The 11665-nt window shown below is 74.0% G+C and carries 11 protein-coding genes; 8 read left to right on the forward strand and 3 right to left on the reverse strand.

Going from position 1 to position 11665, the window contains the following annotated elements:
• Positions 1-6 precede the first annotated feature (6 nt).
• The 5 genes from NUT86_RS16720 (at position 7) to NUT86_RS16740 (ending at position 5175) form a co-directional block, all read left to right on the forward strand.
• Entirely contained in the window at positions 7-519 is a 513-nt protein-coding gene (locus NUT86_RS16720; RefSeq protein WP_148589384.1) for a hypothetical protein, read from the forward strand.
• Positions 516-902, forward strand: a complete 387-nt coding sequence (locus NUT86_RS16725) for a transcriptional regulator (protein ID WP_159488062.1) — start codon at positions 516-518, stop codon at positions 900-902. The genes NUT86_RS16720 and NUT86_RS16725 overlap by 4 nt, the downstream gene beginning before the upstream one ends.
• On the forward strand, positions 899-1891 hold the full coding sequence (locus tag NUT86_RS16730) for an ABC transporter ATP-binding protein (RefSeq protein WP_342456246.1): 993 nt from the start codon (positions 899-901) through the stop codon (positions 1889-1891). Before NUT86_RS16725 ends, NUT86_RS16730 begins: the two co-directional genes overlap by 4 nt.
• A gap of 11 nt (positions 1892-1902) precedes the next feature.
• Positions 1903-2877, forward strand: coding sequence for an ABC transporter permease (locus tag NUT86_RS16735; RefSeq protein WP_274740513.1), 975 nt, complete (start codon positions 1903-1905; stop codon positions 2875-2877).
• 963 nt (positions 2878-3840) lie between these two features.
• Positions 3841-5175, forward strand: coding sequence for a diaminopimelate decarboxylase (locus tag NUT86_RS16740; RefSeq protein ID WP_159488061.1), 1335 nt, complete (start codon positions 3841-3843; stop codon positions 5173-5175).
• Between the two features lie 108 nt (positions 5176-5283).
• On the opposite strand, the gene NUT86_RS16745 is transcribed toward NUT86_RS16740, so the two are convergent.
• The 3 genes from NUT86_RS16745 to NUT86_RS16755 all read right to left on the reverse strand — a co-directional run bounded on the left by NUT86_RS16745 (position 5284) and on the right by NUT86_RS16755 (position 8856).
• On the reverse strand, positions 5284-5907 hold the full coding sequence (locus NUT86_RS16745; protein ID WP_274736071.1) for a hypothetical protein: 624 nt from the start codon (positions 5905-5907) through the stop codon (positions 5284-5286).
• Positions 5908-6156: 249 nt separating this feature from the next.
• Positions 6157-7167: a MurR/RpiR family transcriptional regulator gene (locus NUT86_RS16750; RefSeq protein ID WP_274736072.1), complete on the reverse strand. Its 1011-nt coding sequence runs from the start codon at positions 7165-7167 to the stop codon at positions 6157-6159.
• A gap of 204 nt (positions 7168-7371) precedes the next feature.
• Positions 7372-8856: an aromatic amino acid ammonia-lyase gene (locus NUT86_RS16755; protein WP_266447536.1), complete on the reverse strand. Its 1485-nt coding sequence runs from the start codon at positions 8854-8856 to the stop codon at positions 7372-7374.
• Positions 8857-9041: 185 nt separating this feature from the next.
• On the opposite strand from NUT86_RS16755, the gene NUT86_RS16760 reads away from it, so the two are divergent.
• From NUT86_RS16760 to NUT86_RS16770, 3 genes are read left to right on the forward strand one after another with little or no spacing between them, the layout of a single operon-like run.
• Entirely contained in the window at positions 9042-10280 is a 1239-nt protein-coding gene (locus NUT86_RS16760) for an ABC transporter ATP-binding protein (protein WP_274736075.1), read from the forward strand.
• Positions 10277-10951: an ABC transporter permease gene (locus NUT86_RS16765; protein ID WP_018093136.1), complete on the forward strand. Its 675-nt coding sequence runs from the start codon at positions 10277-10279 to the stop codon at positions 10949-10951. The genes NUT86_RS16760 and NUT86_RS16765 overlap by 4 nt, the downstream gene beginning before the upstream one ends.
• A 7-nt stretch (positions 10952-10958) precedes the next feature.
• Positions 10959-11630, forward strand: a complete 672-nt coding sequence (locus NUT86_RS16770) for an ABC transporter permease (protein ID WP_018093135.1) — start codon at positions 10959-10961, stop codon at positions 11628-11630.
• Positions 11631-11665: the final 35 nt, after the last annotated feature.

The raw sequence follows: 11665 nt of genomic DNA on the forward strand, positions 1-11665 counted from the left end.
GAGGCGATGACCATGACCACGACTGTCGATGCCGAACAGGCCTGGCAGGATCTGCAGCGCATCCGGGTCCCGCAGGAGCGGGTCTACGACGAGATCGAGAGAACCGCCCATGACGACGCAGGGGCGACGTACACCACCGCCGCCCTCATGTGGACGTTCCTCGCCGTCTCCGGCCTGGATCTGCCCAGGTGGGCCTTCTGGCTGTCACTGACCGCCTACGTCACCGTGCTGGGCACGCTGGGTGTGGTCCACAACCGCCGGACGCGCATGCGGCTGCACCGCTCGCGCCACAGCTGGCGGTCGTTCGCGACCTTCATCGGGGGCGCCGCGGTGACCCTCGTGGCCATCGTGCTCTCCGGCCGTCTGGTCGACTGGCTGGCGCTGCCGTTCGGCAGCCTGATCCAGGCCACCGTCTCGGCGGGCACCTTCGTGCTCTTCGTCGGCCCGGCGAACCGCTGGGCGATCAGCACGCTCCGCGACCGGGGCGGAAGAGCCACCGACGGAAGGACGGCCCGATGAGCACCCCGAGCGGCTTCGACGAACTGATCCACCCCTCCACCCGGCTGTCCGTGGTGGCGCTGCTCGCCGCCACGGAATGGGCCGACTTCCCCTTCATCCGCGACAGCCTCTCGCTCAGCGACTCCGCGCTCTCCAAGCAGCTGCACACCTTGGAAGAGGCCGAGTATCTGGAGATCCGCAAGGAGGGCGGCGGCCGCAAACGCCGCACCAAGGTACGGCTGACGGACCGCGGCCGGACCGCCTTCGAGGGGCATGTGGCCGCGCTCCGGGCCATCGTCGAGGGCGCGGGACCCGCCGCGGCACCCGCATCCGCGCCGGAGGCCGCCGCAGAGACGGCATCAGACACCCAGCAGCGGCAACACCACGCGAAGGCGGGCCGATGACGACGACCGACCACCAGCCCGCAGACCCGGCCACTACAGCTCCGGCCCCCACGGCCTCTCCCACACCCCGCCAACCCGTCATCCGGGTACGCGACTTGCGGATGTCATACGGCAGCGCACACGTCCTGCACGGCATCGACCTGGACATCCACCGCGGCGAGATCTTCGCGCTGCTCGGCCCCAACGGCGCCGGGAAGACCACCACCGTCGAGATCCTGGAGGGATTCCGGCAGCGCTCCGCGGGCGAGGCCGTCGTCCTGGGCACGGACCCGGCGCGCGGCGGCGACGCCTGGCGCGCACGGATCGGCCTGGTCCTGCAGTCCTGGCGCGACCACCGCCGCTGGCGGGTCGCCGAGCTGCTGACGCACTTCGCCACCTACTACCCGCGACCGCGCGACCCGGCCGAACTCCTCGCCCTGGTGGGCCTCACCGAGCAGGCCGGCCAGCAGGTCGACCGGCTGTCCGGTGGCCAGCGCCGCCGTCTGGACGTCGCACTCGCCATCGTCGGCCGCCCCGAACTCCTCTTCCTGGACGAGCCGACCACCGGCTTCGACCCCGAGGCCCGGCGCGACTTCCACGACCTGGTCGAACGGCTCGCCCGCGACGAGGGCGTCACGATCCTGCTCACGACCCACGACCTGGCCGAGGCCGAGCGGCTGGCCGACCGCATAGCGATGCTGGTCAACGGCCGGATCCGGGCCCACGGCACCCCGTCGGAGCTGGCCCGGAGGGCCGCCGCCCAGGCCGAGGTCCGCTGGACGGCACCCGACGGTACACCCCGGCGCGAACGCACCGAGGACCCGTCCCAGCTGGTCTGGGGGCTCCACCAGGAGACGGGGGGACCGGTCGCCGACCTGGAGGTCCGGCGGCCGACGCTGGAGGACACCTATCTGCACATGGTCCACCGGGACACCGGGGACGGCGCCGACGCCGGGACCACGGACGCGAACGAGGCCGGGTCCTCGGACGGGGAGAAGCGAGCCGCATGAGGGGGACCGAAGTGACCGGCGTGACCACAGCGACAGCGGCGACGGACACGGCCGAGGGGGCCGTCACCACGGACACGACGCACACGACGGGCACCACCGGTGCGGCGACACGGGAGACCGCCGCACCGCACCCCCGCCGCCGCTACTGGCGCGCCGGAGTCCTGCGCGGCGGAATCGAGCTGCGTCATCTCCTGCGCAATCCCAAGGAGTTGAGCGGCCATCTGGTCAATGTCGTCGTGGCGCTGCTGCTCGCCGGCTACCTCAACGACAAGGTGCCCGGCACCCAGGTCCCGATGGCCCATCTGACGCTCTCGGGCTTCGCCGCCTATCTGCTGTTCCAGATCGGGCTGGTCAATCTCCCGCAGATCCTGGTGACCGAGCGCGAGGAGGGCGCGCTTCTGCGGCTGCGCGCCACCCCCGGCGGCATACCGGCCTATCTCGTCGCCAAGTCGCTGCTGGTGGTCGCGATGGCGTTGGGCACGCTGGTCCTGCTCTTGGGAACGGCCGCGCTGCTGGTCGACGGGCCGCTGCCGCACGGGCCGGCTGGCTGGCTGACGCTGCTGTGGGTCAGTGCGCTGGGACTGCTCGCCGTCGTACCGCTGGGAGCGGCCATCGGCGCCGTGCTACCGAACCCGCGTGAGGCACTTGCGCTGATCATGCTGCCCGTCATGGCGCTGCTGATCACCTCGGGGGCGATGTTCCCGCTCGCCTCGCTGCCCGCGGTGGTCCAGAAGATCGCCTCCGTCTTCCCGCTCAAGTGGATGGCGCAGGGCCTGCGCTCGGCCCTCCTCCCGGACGCCGCCCGCGCCGCGGAACCGGCCGGCTCCTGGGAGCTGCCGACAGTGGCCCTGATACTCACCGCCTGGGCCATCCTCGGCTTCCTCCTCGCCGTCCCCCTCCTCCGCCGCGCCGCCCGCCGCGAGTCCGGCTCCCGCCTCACCGAACGCCACCGCAAGGCAGGACTGAGCGGAGGCCGGTCGGCCTGAGGAAGAGGAACCGGTCGGCCTGAGGAAGAGGAAGAGGCCGGTTGCCTGGGCTGGGGGGAGCCCGGGCTGGGGGGAGCGGCTGGACTGGGCCGGGCGGCCTGCCTGGGCGATGCGCGGGCCCGGGCGAGCTTGCCTGGGCCAGGCAGGCGGCCGGCCGAGGACAGGCGAGCTGGACCGGTCCGGGCGGGCTGGCCCGAGGGGGCGGGTCGCCTGCTGCGGCCGGGCGGGCGGCGGTCAGGGCGACGGGCGGCCTTAGTGGCATGGGCTCGTCTGCACGGGGGGGCAGACGAGCCCAGCAGCGCCAGGCCGGCCCGGGGCGGGAGCGGGGTCCGGGACGGGAGCGGGGCCCGGGGCGGAAGCGGGGTCCGGGACGGGTCCGGCCGGAGGCGAAGGGGTCGACGTCCGGAAGCCCAGTGCCGGAGGCGGGGGTCTCGGCTCGGGATCTGAGGGCCGGGATCTGCGGCCCGGGATCTGCGGCCCGGGATCTGAAGGCCGGGATCTGAAGGCCGGGATCTGAGGGCCCGGAGACCAGGTGTCCGGAGGGCTGAGCGGTCTCGCTGAATGAGGTCCGGTGCGGTTCGGTGCGCCCCGTCAGGGGCGCGGGGAACTGCGCGACCAGCCACGACGCAGCCGCAGACACAGACGCATGACCGGCGCCTCTCGGCGCCGAAAGCAGAACCGGCCCCGGAGCGCGGACGGCCGGAGGACCGGGGCCAGGGCGGGCCCAGGTCAGCGGGCCGGACGCGGTAACGGCCCCAGATCAGCGGGACCGACGCCAAAACGGCCCCAGGCCAGCGGGACCGACGCCAGAACGGCCCCGAAGCCGGCGCCGGCCCAAATCCAGAGCAGGCCCGTCACAGGCCTCAGCCTCAGACGCGCTCTGACCAGCACCTTCCCCTCCGCCCCTCCCCCGCCCCCCGTACCCGTTGGCGTCACACCCCCGGCCAATGATGGAGTTGTCCTATGACGTTCACGGATCGAGACCGAGCCGTAGAGGCAGCCGTTGCGCAGGGGCTGGTGGGTCCCGGCGAGCCCGTGGCCGGGCTGCTGGACATTGCCGGGATCCGGCGTTCGGCAGGTGAACTCCGCGCCGCCTTCGAGGAGTTCACCGCTCCCGGCACCCCGGTCCTGCACGCCTTCGCGGTGAAGGCCGCCTCGCTCGTCCCCGTACTGCGGCTGCTCGCGCAGGAAGGGCTCGGCTGCGAGGTGGCCAGTCCAGGCGAGCTGGCACTGGCCCGTGCCGCCAAGGTGCCGGTCGCACGGACCGTCCTGGACTCCCCCGCGAAGACCCTCGCCGAGCTGCGTGAGGCGCTGGCCCTCGGGATCGCCGTCAACGCCGACAACCCCGAGGAACTGGCGCGGATCGACGCGCTGATGGCCTCCGCGCCGAGCAGCGCCCCCATCGGCCTGCGGGTCAATCCGCAGATCGGCGGCGGCACCATCGGGGCGATGAGCACCGCCACCGACACCTCCAAGTTCGGTGTCGCGCTGCGTGACGAGGGCGCTCGCGAGTGGGTCGTACGCGCCTTCCTCGCCCGCCCGTGGCTGACCCGGCTGCACGCCCACGTCGGCTCCCAGGGCATGCCGCTGGAGCTGATGGTCGCGGGCGTACGGGCCCTGTTCCTGCTGGCCGAGGAGATCAACGAGCAGGCCGGCCGGCGTCAGATCGACACCCTCGACATCGGCGGCGGCCTGCCGGTGAACTTCTCCTCGGACGCCCACACCCCGACCTACCGCGAGTACGCCGCGCTGCTCCACTCGGCCGTCCCCGGTCTGCTGTCCGGACGCTACGGCCTCGTCACCGAGTTCGGCCGCTCACTGCTGGCCAAGCACGGCACGGTCCTGGCCCGCGTCGAGTACGCGAAGTCGGCCGGCGGCCGGCCGATCGCGGTCACCCACGCCGGCGCCCAGGTCGCGACCCGTACGGTCTTCGTCCCCGAGGCCTGGCCGATCCGGGTCGCCGCCTACGACGCCGAAGGCCGCCCCAAGACGGGCGCTCCGGTCGCCCAGGACGTCGCGGGGCCGTGCTGCTTCGCGGGTGACCTGGTCGCCGAGAACCGTCCGCTCCCCCTCCTGGACGCCGGCGATCACGCCGCCCTCCTGGACACCGGCGCGTACTACTTCTCCACCCACTTCGCCTACAACTCCCTCCCCCGCCCCGGGGTTTACGGCTATGCGCCGGACTCGGACGGCACCGTCCGCTTCGCGACCATCCGCACCCCGCAGACCCTGGAGGACCTCACCGCGGAGAGCGGCGCGGCACACGCGGCAGCGCTCAACGACCTCGGCCGGCCGTAGCCGATCCGTCCACCACCGAGCCCGCCCGGCGCCACACCTCCCACGGCCGAGCCCCACCCGCACCACACCGGCGGGGCCCGCGCCGGCCGGACCCCCGCCCGCCGCTCCTCAGCGGCCGGCCCGCGGCCCCCCGGCCCGCGTCCCTGCGCGCGCACCACCTGACCGCGCGTCCCCGGCCCGTGCCCCACCAGGCCGCGCGTCCCCGGCAGCCGTTCCGGTCAGCACATAGCCGCGGACCTCCTTGCCCGCCGCGCCGCCTCGCCGGGCGGACTCCGTACGCAGCCACAGCAGCGCCTCGTGCTCCCGCTCCCAGCGGCCCAGCCACCACGCCTTGCCCCACAGCCCGAGCGCGGCACCGGCCATCAGCAGCCCACCGGCCGCGGGCGCTACACCCGACGAGGCGACCGCCGCCAGGAAGGCGAGCAGCAGCCACCAGCGGTGCGCCCGCCGCCAGGTCCGGAGGGTGACGGACCGGTCCTGCAGGATGACGGCCTTCCCGGCGCGCGACGCACCGCGCGCCAGCGCCGCGTACCGTCCGCGCCGCACCGTGAACACCACGAGCGCCGCGCCCACGAACAGCGCCGCCCCGGCCGCCACCCCGGCTGTCCGCCCGGTCAGCCCCGGCACCAGCGCCCCGATCCCCGCGGCCAGCAGCCCCGGCCACCACAGCCAGCCGGCCGGTGCCCGCACCACCACCGCCACCCGCGCCAGCGCATACGCCCCACGCCCCACGACAGACCTCCTCGCCCCGAGACCGCTACGCCCTACCTGTCCGGCACACCTGTGCAGGCGGCGGATCGTAACCAGCCCGGATGAGGATTCCCTGAGACGGTGCGGAGAGGGCGCGGGGAGGGGAGCGGGGAGGGGAGCGGGGAGGGGAGCGAACGTCGGCCGCCGGGTGGCGGCGGTGGTCCGGGGGGCCGGGAGAGCGCCGTGACCCGCGGGGGCGCCACCGGAACGGGTGAGGCCCGCCCCGCCCGCTCACTCCACGAACAGCCCCCGCGCCGCCGCCCGCGCGTCGAATTCCTCCAGGCGGGCCTGGGCGTCCGGGAGGGCGTCGCACATCGCTTCCAGGAGGACGCGGCCCAGGAGCATGGGGGCACAGGCCGTGTCGAAGGCCAGGCCTGTGCCGACGGCGGCCGGGAGGAGCAGGTCGGTGTGGTGGGCGACGGGGGCGAAGGCGCTGTCGGCGACGGTGACGACGGTCAGACCGGCCGTGCGGGCGTACTCCAGCGCGTCGACGACCTCGCGGGGGTGGCGCGGCAGGGCGAAGCACAGGAGGGCGCTCGCCCCGGCGCGTACGGCGGCGTCGATGCGGTCGGTGAGCATGGTGCCGCCCTCATCCAGCAGACGGACGTCGGGGTGGACCTTGCGGGCGAAGTAGCTGAAGCCGGCGGCCTGGGCGGTGGCCGCGCGCAGGCCGAGGACGGGGAGCGGGCGGGAGGCGGCGAAGAGGCGGCCGGCCTCGATGACCGGCGAAGGGTCGGCGAGGGCGGCGGCGAGATGGCGGAGGTTGTCGATCTCCGCCTGCACGGCCTGCTGGTACTCGTTGTAGGAGCCGGTGTCGCCGGGCTTCTCCGTGGGGGCGACCTCGCGCAGATGGCGGCGGAGCGCCGGGTAGCCGTCGAAGCCGAGGGCTACGGCGAAGCGGGTGACGGACGGCTGGCTGACACCGGCGAGTTCGGCCAGTTCGACGCTGGAGAGGAAGGGCGCGTCGGCGGCCCGGCGCACCATGCAGTGGGCGATCCGGCGCTGGGTGGGCGTCAGCCGGTGGCCCTCGAAGAGCTTCTGCAGCCGGGCGGCGGTGCCGGTGTCCGCACCGGCGTCCACGCCGGAGCCCGCCCCGGCACGCGCCCCGGTGTCCGTCCCGGTGTCCGGCCCCCCGGTGGCCCGCGCGCCCTGCGTCATACCGGCCCTGTCCCGCGGCCCGTCGCCGGCCGCGCCGCCGATGCCACTGCCGATGCCGCCGCCGTTGTCCCCGTCCCCGCTCATCGCCTCTTCTTCCCGGCCCGGTCGGGGGCCTTGTCCTGTGTCGACCGACTGTACGGAATTCCTGGCCCGCTCCGGTCCCGGGTACGCACGCGATCCGGCCGTACGGCATCACCCCGGCCACCGGCGCCCGCCCCTGTCACCGGGCCACCCGGCTGCCGTACGAGAGCGCACCCGCCAGCCCGCCCGCCCCGCCCCCAATACCCCTCACAACCCCGCCATCCCATCCAGCAACCCCGAGGCCACCGCCACGTCATCGGTCAGCGGGCGGTCCTCCATTCGCGGGTCGAGGGCGTCGGCGGCGAGGGTGAAGGCGGTGGCGAGGGGGAGGCCGGGGTCGGGTTCCAGGGAGCGCATGCGCAGGGCCCGTACGGCGGCGACCAGTTCGCAGGCGAGGATCTGGCGGTAGTAGGTACAGGCGCGCAGGGTCTGGCGGGCGCCGAGGGAGGCGAAGCTGGCCTGTTCCTCGACGCCGCGGGAGAGGACGGCGTGGCCGAGCGAGGCCGGGTGGGAGACCGCGCGCATCTCGCCGAGCGCCGCGCCGGCCGCGTATTCGAGGATCATCACGCCGGAGCTGGCGGGCGCCGCGTCGCCCAGGAACGGCCGCAGCCGGGTGAAGTCGGGCTCGGAGAGCGCGGCGAGACGGGCGGTGGACAGCCGGGCGGTCTGCAGGACGGCCAGCCGGAAGGTGTCCAGGGCGAGCGCGGCATGTGCGGCGTAGAAGTTGCCGTGGTGGTAGGCGGCCTGGTCCTCGATGCTGATCAGCGGGTTCTCGGCGGCGGCGTTCACCTCGATGGTCAGCACCCCGTCCAGGGTGTCGGCGGCGTCCAGCGCGGGGCCGTGTATCTGCGGGATGCAGCGGAAACCGTACGGGTCCTGGATGCGGCCGAGCGGCGGGGTGGGGCGGGGCGGGATGCCGGAGAGGGTGCGCAGCCGGGTGGCGGCGGCCGCGGAGCCGGGGTGCGGGCGGGCGAGCAGGACCGGCTCGGCGAAGGGTTCCCAGGAGCCGCCGACCGCGAGGAGGGAGAGCGCGGCGACCGGGAGCGAGGCGGCCAGCAGCCGGCGCAGTTCGTCGAGGGCGAGCGCGGACTGGCCGAGGGTGAGGGCGTTGCTGCTGATCAGGGCGAGGGCGTCATTGTTGTCGAGGGCGATGGGGGCGGGGGCCCGGCCGCCGGGCGCGCAGTGCCAGGGGTGTTCACCGGCCAGCGCGAGACCGGTCTGGGCGAGCGCGGCCAGGTCGCCGGTGCCGACGGCGCCGTGTTCGTTGACGACGGGGTGGGCGCCGACGTCCAGGGCGTCGAGGAGGGAGGTGATGACGGCGGGGTTCAGGCCCGCGCCGCCGGCCAGCAGCTGGTTGGCGCGTACGGCGAGCATGGCCCGGACCTCGCGGGCGGGCAGCGGGTCGCCGATCGCGCCGGCGTGGCTGCGCAGCAGCCGCAGCCCGTGGTCGGCGTCGGCGGCCCCGACGTCCTCCGTGCGGTTGGCGCCGACGCCGGTACTGCGCCCGTAGACCCGGCCGGTGGCGGCGAGGCGGCGGGCGGTTTCCCAGGATTCCTCGGCGCGGGCGAAGGCCTTGGGGTCGGGCGCCGCGGGGTACGCGGTGCGCTCGGCGAGGGCGGCGATATCGGTGGGGTGCAAAGCGCTGCCGTCGAGTGTGATGGGCCGGCCGGCTCGTCGGCCGTTGTCCAGCATGTGAGAAACCAAGGGGCTCAACTCCCTCTTATAACGCGCTTTGTGGACGGAAGTCCGACACCTCGTTCCGTACGGTGAGCCGAAGTAACAGGCGGGGTAACAGGCGATTCCCTTCCGCCTATTGACTTCTATTCACGCGCCTAAGACTCTGCATGACACTATGCAGGCCGGGCAAGGGGCAGCGGATGATCAAGTTCGACGCAGTCAGCAAGCGATACCCGAATGGCACCACCGCCGTGGACGACCTGTCCCTGGATCTCCCTGAGGGCGGGGTCACCGTCCTCGTCGGCTCGTCGGGATGCGGGAAGACGACCACCCTGCGGATGGTCAACCGCATGGTCGAGCCGACCTCCGGCACGATCAGCGTCGGCGGCCGCGACATTCTGGAGGCGGACGCCGCCGAGCTGCGCCGCGGCATCGGCTATGTCATCCAGCAGTCCGGTCTCTTCCCTCACCGTACGATCCTGGACAACATCGCGACGGTCCCGCTGCTGCTGGGCTGGGGCCGGCGCAAGGCCCGCGCCCGCGCCGCCGAGCTGCTGGAGCTGGTCGGCCTGCCCGCCGACGCCGGCAAGCGCTATCCGCACCAGCTCTCCGGCGGCCAGCAGCAGCGCGTCGGCGTCGCCCGTGCGCTCGCTGCCGATCCGCCGGTCCTGCTGATGGACGAGCCGTTCGGCGCGGTCGACCCGGTCGTCCGCACCCAGCTGCAGAACGAACTGCTGCGGCTCCAGGAGGAGCTGCGCAAGACGGTCGTCTTCGTCACCCACGACATCGACGAGGCGGTCCGGCTGGGCGACCGGATCGCGGTCTTCCGCACCGGCGGCCGGCTCGTCCAGTGCGCGCCGCCCGCCGAGCTGCTGGCCCGTCCGGCCGATGACTTCGTCGCCGACTTCCTGGGCGCCGAGCGCGGGCTGAAGCTGCTCTCGCTCACCACCCTCGCGGATGTCCCCTACGCGCCCGGCCGGGAGATACGCGCGGACGAGCCGGTCGGCGCGATATCCCGCGACGGCGACCGCTGGCGCCTGGTGACCTCCCCGCGCGGCGAACCGCTGGGCTGGCTGGACACCGACGCGCTGCCCGCCGGCGGCACGGCCGGCGAGGCGCCCCTGGAGGCCGTCCGCCCGCTGCGCGACACCGACTCGCTCCTCTCCGCACTCAACGAGGCCGTCTCCTCCCCGGCCGCCGCGGTCGCCCGGGTCACCGCCGACGGTGTGCTGACCGGCCTCACCTCCCGCGACGCCATCCACGACCGGGCAGGCCGCAGCCACGCGGAGGCGGGCCGGGCGGCAGCCACCACGGAGCCCGCCCCGGAGCCCGCCCCCGAGCCGCCCGTCGCCGAGGACGCCGAGGACGGCAAGAACGGCAAGGACGCCGACGACGCCGCGTCCCTCAAGACTGCCTCCGCCCCGGAGCCCTCCGCATGACCATCGAGTGGGGCTGGTTCCCCGACCACGCCGACGAGATGGCCGAGCTCACCGCGGACCATCTCGCCACCGCCGTCCCCGCGGTCCTCCTCGGCCTGCTGATCGCGCTGCCGCTGGCGGTCCTCGCGCACCGTGTACGGCCGCTGCGCGGCTTCGTCCTGGGTGCGTCCAACATCCTCTACACCATCCCCTCCCTGGCCTTCTTCGTCCTGCTGCTGCCGGTCACCGGGCTGACCCGCACCACCGCGATCGTCGGTCTGACCGCGTACACCCTGGTCGTGCTCGTACGGAACACCGTCGAGGGGCTGGACGCGGTCCCGGTCAAGGTCCGTGAGGCGTCGACGGCGATGGGGACCGGGCCGCTGCGCACTCTGCTCACCGTCGAGCTGCCGCTCGCCCTCCCGGTGATCATGGCGGGCGTACGGGTCGCCACCGTCATGTCGATCTCCCTGGTCAGCGTGGCCAGTTACATCGGCTACGGCGGCCTCGGCCAGCTCTTCACCGACGGCTTCCAGCGCAACTACCCGACCCCGGTCATCGCCGGGGTGGCCCTGACCCTGCTGCTCGCCCTGGTCGCCGACGCGCTGCTGGTGACCGTCCAGTGGCTGTGCACCCCCTGGCGGCGCGGCACCTCCCGGCAGCGCACCTCTCTGTGGCGGAAGGCAGCGTGACGCGCCGATGCTCGAACTCCTGAAGAACCTCGCCTCCTGGCTGACCAGTCCGGCCCAGTGGTCCGGCCCCGAGGGCATCGCCGCCCGCATCCTGGAGCACCTGGAGTACTCGGTGCTCGCCACCCTCGCCGCGGCCGTGATCGCGCTGCCGGTCGGCCTGCTCATCGGGCACACCGGCCGCGGCGCCTTCCTCGCCGTCAACCTCTCCTCCTTCGGCCGGGCGCTGCCCACCGTCGGCCTGGTCACCCTCGTGTTCCTGGCGGGCGGGCTGAGCGTCTGGCCGGTGTATGTGTCCCTGGTCGCGCTCGCCGTGCCCGTGATCATCACCAATACGTACGCGGGCATGGCCGCCGTCGACCCCGAGGTCAAGGACGCCGCCAAGGGCGTGGGGCTGCGCGGCCGCCAGGTCCTCTGGCAGGTCGAACTCCCGCTCGCGCTCCCGCTGATCATGACGGGCGTACGGCTGGCGACCGTGCAGGTCGTCGCCACCGCCACCATCGCCGCCTACGTCAGCTTCGGCGGGCTGGGCCGCTATGTCTTCGACGGCCTGGCGCAGCGCGACCTGGTGCAGGTCCTCGGCGGTGCGGCCCTGGTCGCCGTGCTCGCCGTCGTCGCCGACCTGGCGCTGGGCGGTCTGACGCGGCTGCTGTTCCGCGGCCGTCCGGCCACCGCCCGCTGAGCGTCCGCCGCCCCCGCCCCCTCCGTACGTCCCGA

Source organism: Streptomyces sp. G7(2002), from assembly GCF_028870195.1.
GTDB classification, from domain to species: Bacteria; Actinomycetota; Actinomycetes; order Streptomycetales; family Streptomycetaceae; genus Streptomyces; species Streptomyces nigrescens.

Excerpts from the sequence above, each read along its gene's own strand:
- NUT86_RS16720 (WP_148589384.1), top strand. The coding sequence starts at position 7 with ATGACCATGACCACGACTGTCGATGCCGAACAGGCCTGGCAGGATCTG.
- NUT86_RS16725 (WP_159488062.1), top strand. The coding sequence starts at position 516 with ATGAGCACCCCGAGCGGCTTCGACGAACTGATCCACCCCTCCACCCGG.
- NUT86_RS16730 (WP_342456246.1), top strand. The coding sequence starts at position 899 with ATGACGACGACCGACCACCAGCCCGCAGACCCGGCCACTACAGCTCCG.
- NUT86_RS16740 (WP_159488061.1), top strand. The coding sequence starts at position 3,841 with ATGACGTTCACGGATCGAGACCGAGCCGTAGAGGCAGCCGTTGCGCAG.
- NUT86_RS16750 (WP_274736072.1), bottom strand. The coding sequence starts at position 7,167 with ATGAGCGGGGACGGGGACAACGGCGGCGGCATCGGCAGTGGCATCGGC.
- NUT86_RS16755 (WP_266447536.1), bottom strand. The coding sequence starts at position 8,856 with ATGCTGGACAACGGCCGACGAGCCGGCCGGCCCATCACACTCGACGGC.
- NUT86_RS16760 (WP_274736075.1), top strand. The coding sequence starts at position 9,042 with ATGATCAAGTTCGACGCAGTCAGCAAGCGATACCCGAATGGCACCACC.
- NUT86_RS16765 (WP_018093136.1), top strand. The coding sequence starts at position 10,277 with ATGACCATCGAGTGGGGCTGGTTCCCCGACCACGCCGACGAGATGGCC.
- NUT86_RS16770 (WP_018093135.1), top strand. The coding sequence starts at position 10,959 with ATGCTCGAACTCCTGAAGAACCTCGCCTCCTGGCTGACCAGTCCGGCC.